The sequence below is a fragment of the Pseudomonas sp. MF09150 genome (assembly GCF_059862355.1).
In genome coordinates this window covers 1-21,969 of record NZ_JCBCUS010000011.1, presented here as the reverse complement: position 1 = coordinate 21,969, position 21,969 = coordinate 1, and the positions used below count along the sequence as shown (strand labels likewise).

Genomic DNA, 21,969 nt, shown 5'->3' with positions numbered 1-21,969 from the left:
ACGGGCGCCCCCCATCAGGCATTTCAGTCGAGGTAGGCGATCTGATAGGTGTCGGCGTCGATCATCACCAGTTGCACGTTGTTGCTGCGGGTGTTGACCGGCTTGCCGTTGAGCAGCACCGAGGTGTCGACGCGGTACACGCCTTGCGGCACCTGGTTGTCCAGGGTGATGGTGAAGGTGTTTTCGTAACCGCCGCTGCCGGGCTTCTCGTTGGCGACCTTGGTGCCTTCCTTGAACGCGGTGGTGGCGCCCGGCTCATACAGGCGCACTTCTTCCTTGATCTCGTTGACGGCCTGGCGGCTGCCATCGATGGCCACGATGTTGGACACCACTTTGATCGGCTGGCCGCGCTTGATGGTGCTGCCGGGCTGGATGCTGGTCTGGTAGCTGACCACTTGCGGCTCGGCAGGAGCCTTCTTGCCGCCTTTGCGGTACTGCGCCTCGACTTCCTGGGGCGACTGGGTCTGCACCGACTTGGCGTTGATCACGAAGCACACGGCGATACCTGCGGCCGTGCCGGCTACGACGCCGACCCCGCGATCCTTCTTGCCGCTGACCGCTGCCCCTGCTGCCGCCCCTGCCGCGATGGCCAGGCCGCACTTGAGCCAGTCGCCGCCGCTCCAGCCGGTCGGGTTCATGCTCTTGGAGTCGATGTTGGCGCAGCTCTGCAGGCCGAAGATCGATACGAGGCCCAGGGCAAGCAAACGCTTATTGGGGGAACGCGGGTGCTGGGTCATGGATGACTTCCAAGTGTTCGAAGGGAGGCCGGCGTCATCATTCGATGGTGGTCCGGTTCAGGGCCTGGGATTGCTGGCGGGTGGCCTGGTTGATGATGTTCTGCGCCTCGCGGTTGCCCGGGTCCATGTTGAGCACCAACCGGGCGACGGTGATCGCGCTCTGGTAGTCGCGACGGATCAAGGCCTTGCGTGCCTCGTTCAGCGAGCGGCCGACCATGCTGGCGGCGCCGTTGTTCTGCTCGATGCGCGTGGTGGAATGCGGTGGCGTGCTGGGCTGCGGTGCGGGTACCGGGATCGACTGGACCTGCGCCGCGGCCTTGGCTTCCTGCTCGCGCCGGGCCTGCTCTTCGGCGCGTTTGCGCTGGTCGGCAGCGTCTTGCTGAGCCTTGCGGTCCTGCTCCTTCTGCCGTGCCTGGTCCGCCAGGTCCTTGTCGCGCTGAACCTGCTTCAAGCCGTCTTTGGCCCGATTCAACAGGCTCAGGGCCGCCGGGTCCTTGCTGTTTTTCTGCAGGACCTGTTCGGCTTTATCCAGCGCGCAGTTGTAGTCGCTCTGGCGCAGGCATTGCTGACCAGCGAGCAGCACTTGCTCCAGGTCGCGCTGACTGTTGCGCGAGCCGAGCTGGTTCATGCCATAGAACGCCAGCAGTGCCAGGACCAGCGCACCGATCACGATTTTTTTCAGCAGGCCCTTGGGTTTATCCGCAGGCGGTGCCACGGGTGGGGTCGGCGCGGCTGCCGGAGCGGCCGGTGCGGGTGCCACGGGCTGCGGCGCGGCTGGCGCAGGGGCAGCCGGCAGCTCGAACTTCAGCGCGGCGGCCTTGGGTTCGACCACCGGCGGCGGGCTGGCGGGCTCCTTGGCGGCCACGGCCACGGGGGCCTTGGCGGAGATCGGCGGTTGCACGGCGACGCCACAGTACGGGCAGTGTTTCACCGGCCCGCAGAGTGTCCGGCCACAGGCGCTGTTGGCGCAGGTAGCGGGAAACTCGGCGGCTTTGACTGACGCTGACATAGGGTTCTCGTCTTCGCTTGGTTCAGAGCGGTGGCGGCATGGCTGGGCCGCCCAGTGGCGGTGGACTGCCTGCCGCCGGGGCGAACAGGTGGGCCAGCTCCTGGATCTGCCCGGCGCTGAGCCAGGCGGCCATGCCTTCACGCCACAGCATGCTGTCGCGGGTCACTTGCCCGGTCTGCACGTACTGCTGCAACTGCGCCGAGGTGTAGGGGCCGTAATTGGTCCCGGCGACGTTCAGGTGATAGCTGTACTGCACCGCCGCCACCGGCGGTGGTAGCGCGCCGCCGGCAATCGGCGGTGGCGCGGCAAAGCCTGGGGCCGCAGGCGCTTGGCCGGCAAACGGCGCCGCCGCCGGCTTGAGCAGGTTCTCCAGCCAGCCCTCGGCGAAAAACTCCTTGGCGACGCTGAGTTTTTCTTCGTGGTCGGCGTGCACTTCATCGGCGTAGACGTCGGCCCGGGAGCCGATCACGCGCTGGCTGAAGCGCCCCAGGTAGCTTTCGGCCAACTTCACCAGCTCCTGGTCGCGGTCACCGGCCTGACGCTTGAGGCGGGCCAGGTACTCTTTTTTCAGCAGCTCGGCAATCTTGTACGGGAAGGCCTGGAACGGTTCCGAAGCGCCTTGCTCGTCGATGCGTTTCTGCGCCTTGTAGGCGCTGCGGCTCATGTCATCGAACAGCGCGATCAGCGCCGCGATCTGGACTTCGTTGAGGCTCAGGGTGCGGTCACGCACCTGGGCTTCGATGTCACTGCGATGCACCGGCTTCAGGCCGCTTTGACGAATGGAGAATTCGTCGCCGATGGTGAAGTCTTCCTTGTCGATAAAGAACTCGTACAGGCCGTTGTCCAGGCGCTTGAGCACGCCCAGGGCAATCGCGTGCAGGTAGAGTTTGAAGTCCTCGGCGAACTGGCGGTACTGCTCCTGGGTGAACTGGATCGGCTGCACGAACTGGCTGATGCGCTTGTGCACATGCAGCGGGATCGCCGCGCTTTCCTTGCGGTAGCTGGCCAGGTAGGTCGACAGCGGGGTCAGCGCCGGCAGCGGGAAGCCGCTCAATTCGGTGAAGCAGATCAGTTTGCCGGGGATCCCCGACTCCACGAACTGGATATCGCTGGCGTTGATAGCCGTACCCTGTGGCAGGCATTGGCCGAGGGTCGCGCCGTATACGCGCTTGAACTCGGCATGGTCATGCACGCCGATCAGGCAGGTGTAGAGCTTCTGGCCGATATCGAAACCGCCAGTGAGGTTCAGCGGCACCCACGGCATGGCCCGTTGCAGCAACTGGCGGAATTTCTCGCGCTGCTCTTCCGGGTTCAGGGCCGCCAGGGCGCTCATCAGCGGGTCGATGCGCTGCGCGTTCTTCGGCAGTTGCTGCACGGATTTATTGCGCAGCTTGAGCAGCAGCTCTTCCTGGCCCTCTTCGGTCTGCAACTTGCCGAACAGCACTTTCGAGCCGCCGAAATCCTTGAACGCGTCCTTGGCCCACTCGCGCACATCCGCGCCATTGGCGGCCGGCTCTTCGTTGCCTTGCACTGGCGCCAGGGGAATCAGGGTGGCGTGTTTTTCCTTGATGCTGGCGTCGATCTTGGTGATGTCGGTGTCGATGCGCTTGAGCAGGCTGTCGACCGCGTTGCGGCCATCCTGCAGGCGGCCGACAAAGCCGTTCCAGATCGCGCGACCGTTCTGGTCCACCGATTCCTTGCGGCCCAGCCACTCGGAGATCTCGCGCAGCAGTTGTGCGGCTTCACGGGCGGCGACATGGCGCACGTAGAACAGCAGGCTTTCGCGCAGGGTGTCCTTGACCTGGACCAGCACCGTGTCGGCTTGCTTGTCCTTGCCGCTCAGGCGCGCCAGCAGGCCTGAACCGGTGGTTTCCTTGAGGCGTTCGAACTCGCGGGCCAGCTCCGAGGACTCGAGTTTTTCCGACAGTTCCTTGAAGCGCGCGGCGTTCTTTTCCAGGGCCGGGATGATCCCGGTGCCTTCGTTTTCCAGGCGGTCCTTGAGCATTTCCACCAGCGCCAGGGTGTAATCCAGGCCGCCGCGCTCGTCATCGTCCAGGCGTCGGAACAGCTTCTCGGGCAAGGCGTCTTCACGCACCAGTTCGGCGATGCGCTTCTTGCGGTTTTCCTTGATCCGCACTTCGTGGTTGCGCTCGGCGCTATCCACCGAACTGCCCTTGGTGTCGCGCTCCAGCTGTTGCTGGATTTCCCGCACGTGGGTCAGCCACTGGTCCTTGTCTGCCCCGCCGTTTTGCAGGCGTTCGAACAGGCTCTCGGTTTTCTGCTCGATCTGCGCGGTGATGCTGTTGTCGCCCTCGACCTGCAACAGGTCGTCGGCGATCTGGTAGTGGGTGAACTCGCCCGTGGCCAGGGTCAACTCGACGCGGGACAGGAAGTCCGGCAGCTCGGTGAAGGTCCGTGGGGTGACGTTCAGTTGCTCGCGCAGGAACTCGTCGCGTTCCTTGTCGGTCGGGCGATTGTCGTTGACCGCGTTATTGGCGTTGGCCACCCCGAAGAACGCCTTGAGCATCTGCTGCACCTGGCGATTGAGGCGAACGTGCTGGCGCGCGTCGACCTGGGTGTCGAGCACCGCCTGGCCCAGGGACGAGTACGAGCGCGGAAAGTGCAGCTTGGTGTCGCTGCCGTAGTCCTGGGGCAGGCTCACGCTGTAGGAGCGGATCTTGTGCTGGTTCTGGTTGACCGCGATCGAGCGCTTCTTGTTGGCGAAATCCTGGGAGGTGAAGTCGGTGAACAGCGCATCCGAGAGCATCTCGTAGATGTCTTCCTGGTCGCTGGTCTTGGCCTGGGCGACGTTGCTGTTATCGATGATGTACACGTCGTCGTAGGGACGGTTGTCGATAAACAGGTTGTCGGTGGCGTCCCAGTGCTTGAGCAGCGGGTTGCCGCGCATGCAGGTCTCCAGCTCCATCAGCGCCGCATAGCCGTTGGCCTGGACCCGCTCGGCGTTGTACGAGCCGAAGCCGCCCGGCAGCACCAGGAACAGGTCGACCTTACCGGCGATGTTGTTTTCCTTGAGGATGGCCTTGGCCAGGAACCCCATGTCCAGGAACGAACCCGAACCGGTGCCGCCGGCCGCAGAGCCGGTGATCACCACGCGGATCTTGCCCGGGTCGATTTCCAGGCCGAGCTTTTTCAACTTGTCGGCCTGGGCGCCGATGTTGCTCAGCAGGCGCCCGACCTTGCTGCGCAGCTTGTCGCGGATGCTCGGGTATTTGTCGAAGAAGTACAGCCGAGACAGGGCGCGGATCTGCCCGGCGCCCTTGGACGGATCGATGCCCAGGCTCTTGATCTTTTCCGGGGTCAGGGGGAACCACTCGGCCACTTCGCGATGGCGGTTGAGCTCATCGATGGAGTGCGTGTACTTGCTCAGGTTGAGCGGCTCGATGATCTTTTCTTCGGAGGTGAAGGCCACCTGCTCGGCCAGCACGTCGGTCTTGATCGACTTGCCGTCCTGGGTCACTTCACCCGAATCGAGGTCGAAGTTGACGAACTGCACCAGGGGGAAGTCGGAAATCTGCTGCACCTGGTTGTTGCCACCCCAAATGGCATTGAGGATGCGCCGGCGCAGGCGGATGTTGACCTTCATGCCGGTGCCGCCGAGGGCGATGAACAAGGTTGGGTGGATCTTTTCACTGACCTGCGGGGCTGCTGCCTGGCCGGAAGGTTGTGCACTCTCGTTCATCAGAAACTCCATGAGCCCGGGTGGGCTGGCCAAGTGAACTTGGCAATTGATCCGCTATTGGGGTGAGACGGGCCGGGTGCGCAGCGCACCCCCGGCCATCAGGCAGCGATGACTCAGCGCTTGGCCGAGAAGGTCATCAGCCAGGCAACCAGGGAGATGGCTGCAACGCCGCCCAGCGGCGCCAGGTACAGCGGAGCCAGGAACTGGCCGGAGTTGATCACCGCCAGCACCGCCATGGTCGCAACCATCAGCAGGCCGAGGAACAGGAACCAGCCGGAAGCATTGGCGCGGCTCGGTGCCACACGCTCACGTACGCGCCAGTTGGCGTAGGCGTTCTTGATCACGAAGAAGATGATCGCCAGGACCACCAGCACCGCCACCCCGATCAGGGCGTCGCGGCTGTCGACTTTTTTCGGACCCAGGTCCAGACCGATCGGCGATGGCACGCTCAAGGTGCTGCTGGTGGTGCTGGCCGGTGCTGCCGGTGCTTCGCTTTCAATCGGGGCTGGCAGTGTGCTGGTCTGGGCCATGTTCAACTTCCTTGGGGATTCTTGAGTGAGGGTTACTTGAGACGCACAGCAGTGTCGGGAGCCTTGTCCAGGAGCTTGACCCCGAACAGGCCGCGCTTGATGGTCGCGACCTTGTTCTGCTGGGCGTCGTAGACGTTGGCACTGCTAAAGGGTTTGAGCGGATAGTGCTGGGCCACGCCCTCCACCATCACGGTCACGGCTTTCTTGCCGGCGATCATGCTTTTGCCCACCAGGGCCGCGATCAACAGCAGCAGGAACAGCCCGAACAGCAACAGCACCGGCCCCAGCGGGTAGCTGATGCGCAGCACGATCGGCAGAACGGTCGAAGAAGTGCTGGCTTCGCTGGACGGGATAAACACGTCCGGCAGCGCATCGCCAGGGAACAGTTCGTTCATCTTCGCGATGAAGTCCTGGGAGATACGCAGTTGCTGCTCGCTCAGGCGCACCTCGATGGTCCCGGCGCGTTGGTAACCGCTGGAGAGGATCACCTCGCTCGACCATTGGGACGGCAGGGGCGGCAGTTGCAGGCTGATCGCGGCTTCGCTGGAGCGCGCACCGGGTTCCAGGTCCGTCAGGCGGTCGAGGGAGATGCTCGATTGCAGGGCTTCGCCCGGCATGTCCAGGTTCATCTCGATCTTCGCGTCGTGGATCTGGTACGGGTTGAACTGGTTTTCGAACTTGCCCAGCAGCACCGCGGTTTTGGGCGAGCTGTCGACGTTGATATTGAGGATCAGGGTCTGCTGGTCCGGGGCCAGTTCGGCACTGACGTCCGGGGTGTCCTGCACGCCGGTGGGGATAAAGCGTACCGCCGACTGGGTCAGGGGCTTGAGCCGGACCCGGTTGTCCTTGAGCAGGGTCGCCAGGGCCGGCTGGGCCAGGACCTGCTCCAGGGCCTTGCCGGCGTTATCGCCGTAGGCCAGCGCATAAATCATCAGGCCGTTGGCTTGGTAGTTGGGGCCTGCCACCGGCATTTTCTGCGGGAATGCGGCGATCCGGGTGATGCTGGCTTCGTTATGCAGCAGGTCATAGAACTCGCGGTTCTTGAGCGAGGTTTCGCTGCTGTTGTTGGGGCTGTTCTTGTTGTTGGTGAGGATCCAGACAATCCCTTCCCGGCCCTCGAGCCCGGTCTTGATGGCCGCCAGCAACGCTTCCTTGAAGTCGGTGTCGGCATAGGCGCCGCCGGCCTTGCGCACCAGGTTCAGCTGATTGACGCTGGCGGCGAGCTTGTCGTGGGTGCCGGGACCGCGATAAGTCCACTCCGGCGACGGGTGCTGGGCATCGGCCTGGTTGAAACCGCCAATCACCACTTCCGAATTGCCCGCCGCCGCGGCGGCCAGCTTGATCACCAGCGGTTTGAACGACGACGCCGGGTCCAGATAGAAGGGCTCCATCCAGCCGGAGTTCTGCACCAGGAACACCTGGCGCATCGGCTCGGCGACAACGCCCGCGCTGCCCAGGGCCAGAATCAGCAACAAGCCACGGCGTAGCATCAGGGTCAGGCGTTCCATCGGTAAAGCGCTCCGGAAGAATCGATATACAGCCACAGCGCGTTATCGAAAAAGAACCACTGGGCATTCCACGGTCGGCTGACGTGGGCCTTGAGCCCGAAACCGCGGCCACCGACCTGCTCGAGGCGGTACTGCGCATCCACCGGCTGTTCGCTTTTGAAGAAATCGTCAAGGGTGCTGTTCTGCTCCACGCGCATCGAGAGCAGGAGCTTGTCGCTGCTGAACTCGATAAACGGGTACACCACCTCACGGGTGGTCGGGGTGATGCTTTCGTCGTGGGTGTCCCAGGGACGTTCCAGGCGAATGTTGTACTTGAAGCTCAGGTGCCCGGTGCCCAGGCGATAGCCCTTGATCGGCTTGGGCTGGTCGGTAGCCCCCGGGTCCAGTTGCAGATAGCTCTGGCCCTCGGCGGTAAAGATCAGTTGCCACAGGCCGTAGCCGTCCTGGAAGGGCGGCCCCTGCTCGGGCATGGCGGTGGCGCCGTTGGGCCACGGGTGCCACTGCGCTTGCAGGGCCTGGCCCTGGCGCATGCTCAGGTAACCATGCTCGCCAATCCACAGCAGGCGGCGGGATGCGTGGTCACGAATCGGCGCCGACAGGCGGGTCATCTGCGCGGCGTCGGCACCTTCTACCGGGTAGCGCTCCCAGCCATTGGCGCTGGGGCTGACCAGGCAGACGCTGCCGTCTTCCAGCACCAGGGGCAGGAACGACTGCTCCTCAAGGTCGCCGGGGCCGGCCAGCGCTCGGCCGTCGCGGCGTTGGCAGCGGTATTTGAGGTTCAGCGGATCGACCTTGACCAGCACCGCGCCTTCATCGCCGGCCAACAGCAGGTGCTGGCCATGTTCGGCGGGGCACAGGCTGACCGAGTTGGCCCAGTTCTCCAGGCGGTTGCGGCCGATCGGATGGCCTTCGGGGCGCAGTTCCAGCCACTTCTCGGAACCGCGCTGCCAGAGAAACAGGCTGCCTTCACGGCCCAGGGCGAACAGCGCCTCACGGTGGCCGCCGAGGTTGGCAGCGAAGAAGCTCAGGCCATTCTTGCGCGGCAGCTCAATGATCTGCTTGCTGTCATTGAGATCGCGCTCGGCGGAGTTCTGCAGGCGTTCGAAGAGTTGTTTGACGGTCTGTTGCGCGCCGTCCAGGTGGCAGGCGTCATTGACTACCCGCGATCCGCTGCCATCGCCATAGGGCGGCAGCCAGCGATTTTGCGCCTGGTAGCCGATGGCTGTGAGGGCGGTGCCGCTGTTCGGGCAGAACGCGAAAGATGATGGCAGATAGGTATCGGATTCAGTGAGCCGCGCACCGACCAGGTAGTCGAGATCGACCAGGGTCGCTGCCGGTTTTACCCCGCCGACGCTGGAGAGCGAAAAACCACCTTCTGCTGTTTGTTGCCATTGCTGGTCGCCAAGCTGCCACTGGTACCCGCCGCGATTACCGACTATCTCCATATAATCCTGCTGATACCTGCGTAAAAGTCCGCGCCCGATCTCTCCGGCAAGCACTTCTGATAAGGGGGGTTATTGTCGTACGAGGCGCTCGATCACCGTGAAAAACGCGGCGCAGAGCCTGGCATGGCACCATTTTTTCGATCGCGGAATAGTGGCATATTGATGGGTGTTGTCAACTATTCCATGGCGTCAAAAGTCCTGCTTATACCAAAGGATCAAGGCAGCTCCAGCCCCCCTGCTGCCTTGTGCAATGCCCTTAAATGTTCCCCTACCTGCTTCAGGTTGGCTTCGTTGGCGGCAATTTCGGCAGCCCGCGCAGGTTCGAGCAAGGCGCGGACTTCTTTATCCAGGTCGCCGGTCAGGGCTTGCAGGTGTTTCTGGCGCAGGCTGCTCTCCGCTTCCAGGCGCTGCCATTCACTGGGCTGTGGCAGGCCGTAGCCGCTGCTGCCCAGCAGCTCCGCCGGGCGGCTGAGGAAGCCACTGTTGGCGAGGATTTCCTGCAGGGTCTTGTTGGCGTTGTCCATGCCGCCGTTTTTCAGTTCGCGGGCGCCCAGGTAGCGTTGCTTGACCTCATCCTGGGCCAGCAGCAATTGCCGGCGAAAGCTGGCCTGTTCCAGCAGCAGCAAGGCGGCGCTGGTGCGCAGGTCGGCCTGGGCGAACCATTGGCGACGTTCCTCGGCGCTGAGTGACAGCCAGTCTTCGACGCTGGTCTGTTTGATCGGCAGGTGCTTCTTGATGACCTCGAACATGGCCTGGTACCGATCGCGGAACGAGTCGAAGCGATAGCCCAGGCGCAGGGCTTCACGGGGGTCGTCGAGCACGCTGGTGTCGGCCAGCCCCCTGCCCTTGAGCACCTCCAGCAGGCCATTGGGCACGATGCTGTCGAGGCCGATCAGTTGCGGATTGTTGCTGCCGCTGCGCAGCAGCTTGAGGCTCTCCACCGCGCAGTTATTGGACAGAAAGTAATAGTTGCCGTCGTAGCTCCAGTGCATTTCCGCGGCGTGTTCCACCACCTGCTCGATCTCGGTGCGCGACAGGTTCAGCGGCACCGAGGCCAGGCTGCGCAGCTCGGTCTTGGTGTATTCGTCGATGACCTGGGCCAGGGGCAGGACAAACAGCCGTGACGGGTATTTGCCCACCAGGCCATCCCAGCTCGACAGCTGCACGTCTCCGACAAAGGCCCGATACGACAGCACCAGGTGCTGATCCAGGTCCAACCGGCAATCGGGTCCGCGCGGGCGGCCCGGGGCACAGATCACCAGGCGCAGCATGCTGTGGCCCCAGCGGCTGACCCAGTTCTGGTTGGCTTCGGCCAGCAGGTAGTCGACCGCATACACGCGCTCGGGGTCGACCTGGCCCAGGGGCTGCTTGGCAAAGTCGTTGCCGGCATTGAGGAAGGCGAACGACTTGGCGCAGCTGTCCTTGGCCGGCGGTGCCCAGCCGAAGTGTTCCTGGTAATAGCGGTACAGCCCGGGGCGACGGCAGGCGTAGCTCGGATCGAGGAGGAAGTACTCCATGTTCACCGCGACGAACTCTTTGGGGTTGGTCGTCTCGTAGATGTCCGGGCTGCGTGCCACTTGCCGGTTGTGTTCCTCGCGCGCCCCACGGCGGCCGACGTATTGCGGCCAGCCGGCGAGGTCCAGCAGGCGCGGGTCATCGCTCAGGGTGAAGCGGCGCTCGGTCTGGCCGCGGCACTCATCCCGCAGGCCGACCAGGCCGCTGTTGGCGTTCTGTCTGGCGCAGCGCTGGATCAGCGGGCGCTCTGCGGCGGACCACAAGCGCGAGCGGTCATAAATGTGGGTCAGCTCGTGGAGCACGGTGGCGAGCATTTCCCGGCGCACGGTGCCGTGTGGGCGATAGGTCTTCTGGGTCGCGGCCGAGCCGTCGGTGAGGCTGGCGAGCAGGTTGCGATTGAGGTCCAGCTCGGACACCAGCGACGCTTGGCCATAGGCGTTTTCGGGCATCTTGTCGGTCCAGCCGACATCGATGCGCCGATCCAGTTGCTGGATGAAACGCGGCGGCAGGGCCTGCATCGCTTCATCCAGCAGCGCCTGGCTGGCCTGCTGTTGCGCCGGGGTCAAGCCGTCGGTCTTGAGGCGCAGTTGCAGGTCGGCCTGGGCCGTGCCGCACAGTAGCGACAGGGCCCCGGCCAGCAGCCAGGTGACTGATGGCCTCACAGTGCGAGGATAGCTTCGGCGAGTACCTGGTCACTGGCGTCGCGAGCTTGCGGCACGCGGGTGCGCAAGGTGTCGAAGGCGGCTTCCAGTTGGGCGCCACGGATTTCGCCGTTGCTGGCGACGAAGCTGGCGGCATCGTCGTGGGCTTCGCGCACGACTTTCGAGTCGCGGATGGAGGTGGTGGTGTCCGAGGTGAAATCGATCGTGCGGCCAAAGGCGCGGACGATGATGTTACTGGTGGCCACCAGGGTGTGTGCCTGGGCCACATCGGCCAACAACAACAGGCCTAGGGTGGCGGCAATCAGCGGGCTGCGCATGGAACGACTCCGGAATAACAGGGGATGATTATTGGACGAGAATTGCTTGCGCCAGTTCAAGGTCGCTTGCATGAAGTTTTGGCTGGCTGCGCCGCAGGTATTCCAGGGCCGATTCCAGCTGTGCGCCTCGCATGACGCCATCGCTGGCAACGAAGGCCGCGGCGTCATCCTGGGCCGCCAGTATCAGTTTTCTGTCGAAGGGGGCACTGGTCACCTTGCTGGTGGCGTAACCGGTGACGACCAGGCCTTCGGTGGTCAGGTCAAAAGCCTGAGCCGAGCCCACCCCACAGACCATGGATAACAGCAACACACTAAGCGGTATTCGGAACAAAACCAGACTCTCGACAGCTGAAAAAAAACAGCGCCAAGGCTAGCGCAATGCCCGGGCGAGGGCCAGCGCCGGGGATTCCGGGTGCGCGAGGCAGAGCCGGAATCGGTCTGTGATCAGATCGCCAGAATGGCCTGGGCCAACTGTGCGTCGCTGACGTCCAGCTGCGGAACCTGTTGGCGGATGTGCTCGAACGCGCTTTCCAGTTTCACGCCGCGAATGGCGCCATCGGTGGCGACGAAGCTGGCGGCGTCGTCCCGGGCTGCGCGCACGATCTTGTTGTCGCGCAGCGACGAGGTGGCATCGGACGTGGCGTCGGTGGTGGCCTTGAGTGCGCCGACAATTGCATCAGTGGTCACGATAAGGCTGGTGGCGTGCGCGTTGGCAGCCACGGCCAGCAAGGCAGCAGCGCTGAGCAGGCGAAGACGGATCATGGATGAAGCTCCTGTAAATAGCAGATAAGGGGGCGCTGAGTGGGCACCGGACAGCCTGGGTGGAGGTGTTCAGATAAATCAGACGAGCCTTCAGGATTGCTCGCCACATAATCCAGAGATATTAGGCCTGCGCCAAGGCTTCGAACAGCCTGCCCCGCACCCTTCAAGCCAATGGGTGGCGGGAGTGTAGGGGCCTTGCGTGGGCTCAATCCCGGGGGTTGCAGCGCGCTGGTGCTCGGCACAGAGCTACCGATACAGATAGCCAAACCTTAAAACTGTATTGGTTCAATATATACAATATTAAAACTGTACCTGTCTAACGCAAATCGTTTTTGCACACTGGAACTGAGTCCCCTTAAACGACAAAACCCGTCGCGGTTGCCCGCGACGGGTTTTGTTTTCTTAATCTGGGGTGCTGGCGGTGGACCCGGTGGGTCAGGGCCAGCGACGCTAACTTAGCGCCAGAACGGCTTGCTCAGCTCTTCGTAGCGTTGTGCTTCGCTGATACCGGCGTCAGCCAGCAAACGCGAATCCAGACGAGCCAGTTGATGGCGGCTGGAGATGCGGCGCTGCCACAGCATCAGGTTGGCGATAACGCGCAGAGGCATGGAAGCCTGGGATTTTGCAGCTTTCTCTTCGAAGAACAGTTCGGAACTGATTGTACGTTCCATGGTTGACATCCTTCCGCTTGTGGCGGGATCAGGTAGTGGTTTAACTGATGCCAATGATCCTCCTCTGACGCAAGACTCTGTAGATACAGTTCACCTGTATTGTGAGGGACCAGTTAACTGTTTATAGGGGCTGTACTGCTCGGAAATGAGGAAACTGTACCTATGCGCACTTATTTAGTGCGTTTTGTAAGGTTTGCTGAGATTGGAGGGGTTTTTAGGCGGGAAAACCACCGGTACAGTAGTACAGTTTTTACCGGTCCTATTCAGACGGCTGACCAGCTGACGAAACTGTGTTTGCGTCAGCGGCCAACTGTTGCATTTACTTCACCAGCATCTGCCCGTGCTCTTCCAGGTTGATGTGCCAGCTCAGGGCATCACGCAGGATGTGCGGGGTGTGTCCGCCCAGTGCGCAGGCGGCGGTGTAGTAGTCATTCAGGGCGGCGCGGTAGGACGGGTGCACGCAGTTGTCGATGATCACCCGGGCGCGTTCCCGCGGTGCCAGGCCGCGCAGGTCGGCCAGGCCGATCTCGGTGACCAGGATGTCGACGTCATGTTCGGTGTGGTCGACGTGGCTGACCATCGGTACCACGCTGGAAATCGCCCCGCCCTTGGCAATCGACTTGGTGACGAAGACCGACAGGTGCGCGTTGCGGGCGAAGTCGCCGGAGCCGCCGATGCCGTTCATCATCCGCGTGCCGCAGACGTGGGTGGAGTTGACGTTGCCGTAGATGTCGAACTCCAGTGCGGTGTTGACCGCGATGATGCCCAGGCGCCGCACCACTTCCGGGTGGTTGGAGATCTCCTGCGGGCGCAGCACCAGTTTGTCCTTGTAGCGCTCCAGGTTGCCGAACACGTCGGCATTGCGCCGGCTCGACAGGGTGATCGAGCTGCCCGAGGCGAAGCTCAGCTTGCCGGCATCGATCAGGTCGAAGGTCGAATCCTGCAGCACTTCGGAGTACATGGTCAGGTCTTCGAACGGCGAGTCGATCAGGCCGCACATCACCGCGTTGGCGATGTTGCCGATGCCCGCCTGCAGCGGACCGAGCTTGTTGGTCATGCGCCCGGCGTCCACTTCCTGCTTGAGGAAGTTGATCAGGTGGTAGGCGATGCCCTGGGTCTCGCTGTCCGGCGCCAGCACCGTTGAAGCCGAGTCAGGCTGGTTGGTGATGACGATGGCGGCGATTTTTTCCGGTGGAATCGGAATCGCGGTGCTGCCGATGCGGTCGTCGACCTTGGTCAGCGGGATCGGCGTGCGGGTCGGCCGGTAGGTCGGGATATAGATGTCGTGCAGGCCTTCCAGGTTCGGGTTGTGCGCCAGGTTGATCTCGACGATCACCTGCTTGGCGAAAATCGCGAAGCTGGCGGAGTTGCCCACCGAGGTGGTCGGCACGATATGGCCTTGTTCGGTGATCGCCACGGCCTCGATCACGGCGATGTCCGGCAGCTTGAGCTGCTGGTTGCGCAGTTGTTCCACGGTCTCCGACAGATGCTGGTCGATAAACATGACTTCGCCGGCGTTGATCGCCTTGCGCAGGGTGCTGTCGACCTGGAACGGCATGCGCCGCGCCAGCACGCCAGCTTCGGTGAGCTGCTTGTCGAGGTCGTTGCCCAGGCTGGCGCCGGTCATCAGGGTAATTTTCAGCGGGGTCACTTTGGCACGCTCGGCCAGCGCGTGGGGCACGGCCTTGGCTTCGCCGGCGCGGGTAAAGCCGCTCATGCCGACGGTCATGCCGTCCTGAATCAGAGCGGCAGCGTCGGCGGCGCTCATCACCTTATCCAACAACGAAGGCAAGCGGATACGATCACGGTACATGGATTGTTATCTCGGGCAACGGAAGCAAGATGCGCAGTCTAGTGATTTCGAACAAATTCGGCGCGCTACCATGGTCGAATGCAGCGCCGCGATTTAGAGCCTTTTGTCGGGATTGTGCAGCCAATAAAAAACCCCAGCCTACTAAAGGCTGAGGTTTGGGGTATTGCCTTGGCGCAGGTTTTACTCGACAGCCTTCACCATGTCTTCGATGACTTTCTTCGCGTCGCCGAAGACCATCATGGTTTTGTCGAGGTAAAACAGCTCGTTGTCCAGGCCGGCATAACCGCTGGCCATGGAGCGCTTGTTGACGATGATGGTCTTGGCCTTGAACGCTTCCAGAATCGGCATGCCGGCAATCGGCGATTTCGGATCGTTCTTGGCGGCCGGGTTGACCACGTCGTTGGCGCCCAGTACCAGCACCACGTCAGCCTGGCCGAACTCGGAGTTGATGTCCTCCATCTCGAACACCTGGTCATACGGCACTTCGGCCTCGGCCAGCAGTACGTTCATATGACCGGGCATGCGCCCCGCCACCGGGTGGATCGCGTACTTTACAGTCACGCCGCGGTGGGTCAGCTTCTCGGTCAGCTCCTTCAGCGCATGCTGCGCCCGGGCCACTGCCAGGCCATAGCCGGGAACGATAATCACGGTGTCGGCGTTGGTCAGGAGGAAGGTTGCATCATCAGCCGAACCCGATTTCACCGGACGCGCTTCTTTCGAACCGGCAGGTCCGGCGGCATCCGCGGTGTTGCCGAAGCCACCGAGCAGCACATTAAAGAAGGAACGGTTCATCGCCTTGCACATGATGTACGAGAGGATCGCGCCGCTGGAGCCCACCAGGGAGCCGGCGATGATCAGCATCGAGTTGTTCAGCGAGAAGCCGATACCCGCCGCTGCCCAGCCGGAGTAGCTGTTGAGCATCGACACCACCACCGGCATGTCGGCGCCGCCGATGGGGATGATGATCAGCACGCCTAGCACAAACGCCAGGGCCAGCATCAGCGCGAAGGCGCTGAGGTTGCCGGTGAACATGAACGCCAAGCCCAGGCCCAAGGTCGCCAGGCCCAATACCAGGTTGATCTTGTGCTGGCCGCCGAACTGTACCGGTGCGCCCTGGAACAGGCGGAACTTGTACTTGCCCGACAGCTTGCCGAAGGCGATCACCGAACCGGAGAAGGTGATGGCGCCGATGGCCGCGCCAAGGAACAGCTCCAGGCGGTTACCGGCAGGGATCGCGTCCCCCAGCTGTTTGACGATGCCCAGGGACTGCGGCTCGACCACGGCGGCGATAGCGATGAACACCGCAGCCAGGCCGATCATGCTGTGCATGAAAGCCACCAGCTCCGGCATCTTGGTCATCTCGACGCGCTTGGCCATGATTGAGCCGGCGCTGCCGCCGATCAACAGGCCGACAATCACATAACCGATACCGGCGGTGGCCAGCTCAGCGCCCAGCTTATAGATGAGGCCCACGGTGGTGAGCACCGCCAGCGCCATGCCGAGCATGCCGAACAGGTTGCCGCGCCGCGAAGTGGTCGGGTGCGACAGGCCCTTGAGGGCCTGGATAAAGCAGATCGACGCGATCAGGTAGAGCGTCGTTACCAGGTTCATGCTCATTACTTGGGCGCCTCTTCTTTTACTTTCGGGGCTTTCTTCTTGAACATCTCAAGCATGCGGCGCGTCACCAGGAAGCCGCCGAACACATTGACCGCCGCCAGGGCCACGGCCAGGGTGCCCATGGTCTTGCCCAGGGGGGTCACGGTCAGTGCCGCAGCCAGCATGGCGCCGACGATCACGATCGCTGAAATCGCGTTGGTCACCGCCATCAAGGGGGTGTGCAGTGCAGGTGTGACGTTCCAGACCACGTGGTAACCGACATAAATCGCCAGCACGAAGATGATCAGGTTGTAGATACCGGGGGAGATAAGCTCTTCCATCGTCTGAATCCCTGCTTAGGCGTTTTTACGGATGACTTGCCCGTCGCGGCACATCAGGCACGCGGCGACGATGTCGTCTTCAAGGTTGACTTCGAACTGCCCTTCTTTGGTGAAGACAAGCTTCAGGAAGTCCAGCAGGTTGCGCGCATACAGCGCCGAGGCGTCGGCGGCGACAGCGCCGGCCAGGTTGGTCGGGCCGCAGATGGTAACGCCATGCTCGACCACCACCTGGTCGGCCACGGTCAGCGGGCAGTTGCCGCCCTGGGCTGCGGCGAGGTCGATGACCACCGAGCCGGGTTTCATCTGCGCGACGGTTTCGGCGCTCAGTAGGGTCGGAGCCTTGCGGCCCGGAATCAGCGCGGTGGTGATGACGATATCGGCCTGCTTGGCGCGTTCGTGCACCGCCAGGGCCTGGCGCTGCATCCAACTGCTCGGCATGGGGCGGGCGTAACCGCCGACACCGACCGCGCATTCACGCTCTTCATCGGTCTCGTAGGGCACGTCGACGAACTTGGCGCCCAGGGATTCGATCTGTTCCTTCACCGCCGGACGCACGTCCGAAGCCTCGATCACCGCACCCAGGCGCTTGGCCGTGGCAATGGCCTGCAGGCCGGCAACGCCGGCGCCGAGAATCAGCACACGGGCGGCTTTCACCGTACCGGCGGCGGTCATCAGCATGGGCATGAAGCGTGGGTAATGATGGGCTGCCAGCAGCACTGCCTTGTAACCGGCGATGTTGGCCTGGGACGACAGCACATCCAGGCTCTGGGCTCGAGAGGTCCGGGGCGCGGCTTCCAGGGCGAAAGCGGTAATGCCGTGCTCGGCCAGTTTGGCAATGGTTTCATTGCTGAACGGGTTGAGCATGCCCACCAGCACGGTGCCGCTCTTGATCAGGGTCAGCTCGCTGTCGCTAGGGGTCACGACCTTGAGAATCAGCTCTGCACCAAAGGCGTCATTGGCGCTGCCAATGCTTGCGCCTGCCGCTTCATAGGCGCTGTCGACAACGCTGGCATTAATGCCGGCGCCGCTTTGAACAGTGACCTTATGACCCTGGCCGATCAGCTTCTTGATGGTTTCCGGGGTTGCAGCAACCCGTGTTTCACCCGTTTGGGTTTCGAGAGGAACACCAATGTGCACGTCAAATCTCCTGCTTGATCTTATTGCTTTCGATCTTTCTTAGAAGGCCAGCGCACTGCGGAAGGTGCGACTGGGGCGGCCGATCAGCACGATCCCACCGAAATCACGGCGGGGCGCGGCATTTTGCAGGCGAACTTTGCACCCTTCAAGGGATTCTGATGCGTGACGGAAAATTAACTACAAGTCACCCCGTGACCGAATGTCGCAATGGTACGGCTAGATCCCTTACAGGCCGTGCCTTTCAAGGATTTATCCGGGGAAACGATATTTTTTCTATCGGTGGTGTGAATGCTCGGTTATCGCTGTTAATTAAACCCTACAAGCCACGTGGTTAGCCGCTTGTAGGACGATTGTTCAGCTTGTCGGTACAGTCTGTCTAAATGCGACAAATAGTTATATCTGTAGTGCTTTAAATAAGCTGACTACGAGGTCAGCTAATGGCGCTATCCCTTTATTCTTCGAGGCTGTAGCTGTGTGCCTGGTGGATCAGCCAGTCACGAAAAGCTCGTAAAGACGCTGATTCGACCTTGCGCTCGGGAATCATCAGGTAATAAGCCTTGATGCTCGAGAGGCGCTGAGGGTTGGCAATCACCAGGCGTTTCTCGGCGAGTTCACGCTGAATAAGGAAAGGCGGAATCAGGGCGATGCCCATGTCATGCATGGCGGCCTGGGCGAGCATGGAGAATAGCTCGTAACGCGGGCCCGTCATGTCGCGAGGGATATTCATGTGCTGGGCGTTGAACCATTGCCGCCATGCATAAGGCCGCGTGGTTTGCTGCAGCAGGGGCAGATCGGCAATTTGGGCGGCGCTTAACTGCCCCTGGGTGCCGAGCATGGCCGGGCTGCACACCGGAAGCGGACTCTCGCCCATCAGGCGGTGGGACTGGGTGCCGGACCAGTCGGCGTCGCCAAAGTAGATGGCGCCGTCGAAGTCGGTGTCGGCGAACAGAAAGGGGCGCGTGCGGTTGGTCAGGTTGACCGTGACTTCCGGGTGCTGCTGCTGGAAGTCCTTGAGCCGTGGCAGCAGCCACTGGGTGCCGAAGGTGGGCACCACGGCCAGTTCGATCACATTGGCGCCCTGCTGGCCCATGACCGACAGCGTATCGCGTTCAACTGCATCCAATTGAGTCGCCACCCGGCGGCTGTAGGAAAGCCCGGCCTCGGTCAGCTTGACCCCGCGCCGTGAGCGCCGGAACAACTCGACACTGAGGAACTCTTCCAGGCTGGCGATCTGCCTACAAATCGCGCCCTGGGTCAGCGACAGCTCCTGGGCGGCCTTGGTGAAGCTTTCATGGCGGGCGGCTGCCTCGAAGCTGACCAGGGCGACGGTGCTGGGGATCTTTCTGCGCATGTACAGCTACCTCACTCAGTGCAACCTGCTGATGCCGTTTATGGCGATTACGGAGTGAGAAATTAGCACAACAGTATGCGGAATCCTCGTTTGCCGTTCACGGCAACCCGGCCTAGGATCAGCCCACGATAGTTGACCTACTTCACGAGGACTCACTCATGGGCGGCAAAGCAAGCTTCAACTGGATCGATCCCCTTCTGCTGGATCAACAGCTCACTGAAGAAGAGCGCATGGTGCGCGACAGTGCCGAGCAGTTCGCTCAGGGCAAGCTGGCGCCGCGTGTGCTTGAAGCTTTCCGCCATGAAAAGACCGACCCGGCGATTTTCCGTGAAATGGGCGAGATCGGCCTGCTGGGTGCGACCATCCCTGAGCAGTACGGTGGCAGCGGCCTGAACTATGTGTGCTACGGCCTGATCGCCCGTGAAGTCGAGCGCGTGGATTCGGGCTATCGCTCGATGATGAGTGTGCAGTCCTCGCTGGTGATGGTGCCGATCAACGAATTTGGCACCGAGGCGCAAAAACAGAAATACCTGCCAAAACTGGCTTCCGGCGAGTGGATCGGCTGCTTTGGCCTGACCGAGCCGAACCATGGCTCCGACCCGGGTGCGATGATCACTCGCGCGCGCAAGGTCGACGGCGGCTACAGCCTGACCGGCAGCAAGATGTGGATCACCAACAGCCCGATTGCCGATGTGTTTGTGGTCTGGGCCAAAGATGATGCCGGCGACATTCGTGGCTTCGTTCTGGAAAAAGGCTGGAAAGGCCTGAGCGCTCCGGCGATTCACGGCAAGGTGGGGTTGCGTGCATCCATCACCGGCGAAATCGTCATGGACAACGTATTTGTGCCGGAAGAGAACATCTTCCCGGATGTGCGTGGCCTGAAAGGTCCGTTCACCTGCCTCAACTCGGCGCGCTACGGCATCTCCTGGGGCGCCCTGGGGGCAGCGGAGTTCTGCTGGCACACCGCTCGCCAGTACACCCTGGATCGCCATCAGTTCGGTCGCCCATTGGCTGCCACCCAGCTGATCCAGAAAAAACTCGCTGACATGCAGACCGAAATCACCCTGGCCCTGCAAGGCTGCCTGCGTCTGGGGCGGATGAAGGATGAAGGCACGGCTGCGGTGGAGATCACCTCGATCATGAAGCGCAATTCCTGCGGCAAGTCCCTGGACATCGCCCGTATGGCGCGTGACATGCTCGGCGGCAACGGCATTTCGGATGAGTTCGGTGTCGCCCGGCATCTGGTCAACCTTGAGGTGGTGAATACCTATGAAGGGACCCATGACGTGCACGCGCTGATTCTGGGTCGTGCGCAGACCGGTCTCCAGGCGTTCTATTAATAGGAGAACGACCATGGGCGCGTTATCGCATCTGCGGGTACTGGACTTATCGCGTGTGTTGGCCGGGCCCTGGGCCGGGCAGATACTCGCCGACCTTGGCGCCGAAGTGATCAAGGTCGAGCGCCCGGGCAATGGTGACGATACCCGCGCCTGGGGGCCGCCCTTCCTCAAGGACGCCTACGGTGAGAACACCAGCGAGGCCGCCTACTACCTGTCGGCCAATCGCAACAAGCAATCGGTGACCATCGACTTCACCCAGCCTGAAGGTCAGCGTCTGGTGCGTGAGCTGGCGGCCAAGTCCGACATCCTGATCGAAAACTTCAAGGTCGGTGGTCTGGCGGCTTATGGTTTGGACTATGAATCGCTCAAGGCGCTGAACCCGCAGTTGATCTATTGCTCGATCACCGGCTTCGGTCAGACCGGGCCTTATGCCAAGCGCGCGGGTTACGACTTCATGATTCAGGGGCTGGGTGGCCTGATGAGCCTGACCGGCCGCCCCGAGGGGGATGAAGGTGCCGGGCCGGTCAAGGTCGGCGTGGCCCTGACCGATATCCTTACCGGGTTGTACTCGACGGTAGCGATCCTGGCGGCGTTGGCCCATAGGGATCATGACGGTGGTGGGCAGCATATCGATATGGCGTTGCTCGATGTGCAGGTGGCCTGTCTGGCCAACCAGGCGATGAACTATCTGACCACGGGGGTTGCCCCCAAGCGTCTGGGCAATGCTCATCCGAATATCGTGCCCTATCAGGATTTCCCTACGGCGGATGGCGACTTCATCCTTACCGTGGGCAATGACGGGCAGTTCCGCAAGTTTGCCGAAGTGGCTGGGCAGCCGCAGTGGGCGGACGACCCGCGGTTTGCCACCAATAAGCTGCGGGTGGCCAATCGTGCGCTGCTGATTCCGCTGATCCGCCAGGCAACGGTTTTCAAGACCACTGCCGAGTGGGTGGTGCAGTTGGAGCAGGCTGGGGTGCCTTGCGGGCCTATCAATGATCTGGCCCAGGTGTTTGCTGATCCCCAGGTGCAGGCGCGCGGTTTGGCGATCGAGCTGCCTCACGCGCTGGCCGGCATGGTGCCGCAGGTGGCGAGCCCTATCCGGCTCTCTGAAACCCCGGTTGAGTACCGCAATGCCCCTCCTCTATTGGGTGAGCACACGCAGCAGGTGTTACAGCGTGTGCTGGGGCTTGAGGCCGAAGCTGTCAGTGCGTTGCGGCAGGCTGGAGTGCTGTAAGTTTCTTCTTCTATATAGAGGGGCGCTTGCGCCCTCCTATATAGAAGGGAAAAACACCCTGTTTTGGGTGTTTTTGAGCTTATTCATAGAAAGTGCAAATTAGGGGTTGACGGCAGATTCTGGAAGTCTATAATTCGCCCCACTTCCGGCGCAGTCGAAACGGAAAACTCCTTGGTAAACAAAGAGTTACGCGGTTTTCGACAGTGAGCTGCTTCAGATCATCGAAGCCCAGAAGGAGTTGATAGAGCAGTGTTGTTTGGCTCTATTAGCGGTTCGATCTTCTCGGTCGAAAGCGGTGAAA

General features: G+C 62.0%; 18 protein-coding genes. 2 read left to right on the top strand and 16 right to left on the bottom strand.

Annotation, left to right across the window (positions count from 1 at the left end; genetic code table 11):
* Window positions 1-23: 23 nt before the first annotated feature.
* The 16 genes from AC19YX_RS29650 to AC19YX_RS29575 all read right to left on the bottom strand — a co-directional run bounded on the left by AC19YX_RS29650 (window position 24) and on the right by AC19YX_RS29575 (window position 19,094).
* Window positions 24-737: a hypothetical protein gene (locus AC19YX_RS29650; protein ID WP_078470248.1), complete on the bottom strand. Its 714-nt coding sequence runs from the start codon at window positions 735-737 to the stop codon at window positions 24-26.
* Between the two features lie 37 nt (window positions 738-774).
* Window positions 775-1,746 (bottom strand): hypothetical protein, encoded by a 972-nt coding sequence (locus AC19YX_RS29645; RefSeq protein ID WP_500607672.1) that lies wholly within the window; start codon window positions 1,744-1,746, stop codon window positions 775-777.
* Window positions 1,747-1,768: 22 nt separating this feature from the next.
* Window positions 1,769-5,446, bottom strand: a complete 3,678-nt coding sequence (locus tag AC19YX_RS29640; RefSeq protein WP_500607671.1) for a tubulin-like doman-containing protein — start codon at window positions 5,444-5,446, stop codon at window positions 1,769-1,771.
* 113 nt (window positions 5,447-5,559) lie between these two features.
* Window positions 5,560-5,976, bottom strand: coding sequence for a hypothetical protein (locus AC19YX_RS29635; protein WP_078470245.1), 417 nt, complete (start codon window positions 5,974-5,976; stop codon window positions 5,560-5,562).
* 32 nt (window positions 5,977-6,008) lie between these two features.
* The gene (locus AC19YX_RS29630) at window positions 6,009-7,484 is read right to left on the bottom strand and encodes a hypothetical protein (protein WP_500607670.1); all 1,476 of its coding nucleotides are present in this window, start codon (window positions 7,482-7,484) and stop codon (window positions 6,009-6,011) included.
* Window positions 7,472-8,929: a hypothetical protein gene (locus tag AC19YX_RS29625; RefSeq protein ID WP_500607669.1), complete on the bottom strand. Its 1,458-nt coding sequence runs from the start codon at window positions 8,927-8,929 to the stop codon at window positions 7,472-7,474. Before AC19YX_RS29625 ends, AC19YX_RS29630 begins: the two co-directional genes overlap by 13 nt.
* A gap of 215 nt (window positions 8,930-9,144) precedes the next feature.
* On the bottom strand, window positions 9,145-11,106 hold the full coding sequence (locus AC19YX_RS29620) for a DUF7844 domain-containing protein (protein ID WP_500607668.1): 1,962 nt from the start codon (window positions 11,104-11,106) through the stop codon (window positions 9,145-9,147).
* On the bottom strand, window positions 11,103-11,423 hold the full coding sequence (locus tag AC19YX_RS29615; RefSeq protein ID WP_020296239.1) for a DUF2388 domain-containing protein: 321 nt from the start codon (window positions 11,421-11,423) through the stop codon (window positions 11,103-11,105). Before AC19YX_RS29615 ends, AC19YX_RS29620 begins: the two co-directional genes overlap by 4 nt.
* 28 nt (window positions 11,424-11,451) lie before the next feature.
* Window positions 11,452-11,745, bottom strand: a complete 294-nt coding sequence (locus tag AC19YX_RS29610) for a DUF2388 domain-containing protein (protein WP_274522637.1) — start codon at window positions 11,743-11,745, stop codon at window positions 11,452-11,454.
* 122 nt (window positions 11,746-11,867) lie between these two features.
* Window positions 11,868-12,185 carry a DUF2388 domain-containing protein gene (locus AC19YX_RS29605; protein WP_421548110.1) on the bottom strand — a complete coding sequence of 106 codons (318 nt, stop codon included), beginning with the start codon at window positions 12,183-12,185 and terminating at the stop codon, window positions 11,868-11,870.
* Between the two features lie 455 nt (window positions 12,186-12,640).
* A complete protein-coding gene (locus tag AC19YX_RS29600) occupies window positions 12,641-12,856 on the bottom strand; it encodes a DUF1127 domain-containing protein (protein WP_020296242.1) in 216 nt (71 codons plus the stop codon).
* A gap of 319 nt (window positions 12,857-13,175) precedes the next feature.
* Window positions 13,176-14,669: a succinyl-CoA:acetate CoA-transferase ScpC gene (scpC, locus tag AC19YX_RS29595; protein ID WP_078470238.1), complete on the bottom strand. Its 1,494-nt coding sequence runs from the start codon at window positions 14,667-14,669 to the stop codon at window positions 13,176-13,178.
* Window positions 14,670-14,849: 180 nt separating this feature from the next.
* Window positions 14,850-16,286 carry an NAD(P)(+) transhydrogenase (Re/Si-specific) subunit beta gene (locus AC19YX_RS29590; RefSeq protein WP_201128819.1) on the bottom strand — a complete coding sequence of 479 codons (1,437 nt, stop codon included), beginning with the start codon at window positions 16,284-16,286 and terminating at the stop codon, window positions 14,850-14,852.
* The gene (locus AC19YX_RS29585) at window positions 16,286-16,606 is read right to left on the bottom strand and encodes an NAD(P) transhydrogenase subunit alpha part 2 (protein ID WP_003187417.1); all 321 of its coding nucleotides are present in this window, start codon (window positions 16,604-16,606) and stop codon (window positions 16,286-16,288) included. The genes AC19YX_RS29590 and AC19YX_RS29585 overlap by 1 nt, the downstream gene beginning before the upstream one ends.
* 15 nt (window positions 16,607-16,621) lie before the next feature.
* Window positions 16,622-17,743 (bottom strand): Re/Si-specific NAD(P)(+) transhydrogenase subunit alpha, encoded by a 1,122-nt coding sequence (locus AC19YX_RS29580; RefSeq protein ID WP_500607667.1) that lies wholly within the window; start codon window positions 17,741-17,743, stop codon window positions 16,622-16,624.
* 451 nt (window positions 17,744-18,194) lie between these two features.
* Window positions 18,195-19,094: a LysR family transcriptional regulator gene (locus AC19YX_RS29575; RefSeq protein ID WP_078470235.1), complete on the bottom strand. Its 900-nt coding sequence runs from the start codon at window positions 19,092-19,094 to the stop codon at window positions 18,195-18,197.
* Window positions 19,095-19,252: 158 nt separating this feature from the next.
* Between AC19YX_RS29575 and AC19YX_RS29570 the strand changes: the two genes are divergently transcribed.
* Together AC19YX_RS29570 and AC19YX_RS29565 are read left to right on the top strand one after the other, a co-directional pair.
* Complete coding sequence (locus AC19YX_RS29570; RefSeq protein WP_020296247.1) at window positions 19,253-20,434, top strand: acyl-CoA dehydrogenase; 1,182 nt, start codon at window positions 19,253-19,255, stop codon at window positions 20,432-20,434.
* Between the two features lie 13 nt (window positions 20,435-20,447).
* The gene (locus tag AC19YX_RS29565; protein WP_421548109.1) at window positions 20,448-21,668 is read left to right on the top strand and encodes a CaiB/BaiF CoA transferase family protein; all 1,221 of its coding nucleotides are present in this window, start codon (window positions 20,448-20,450) and stop codon (window positions 21,666-21,668) included.
* The last annotated feature ends 301 nt before the right edge of the window (window positions 21,669-21,969 follow it).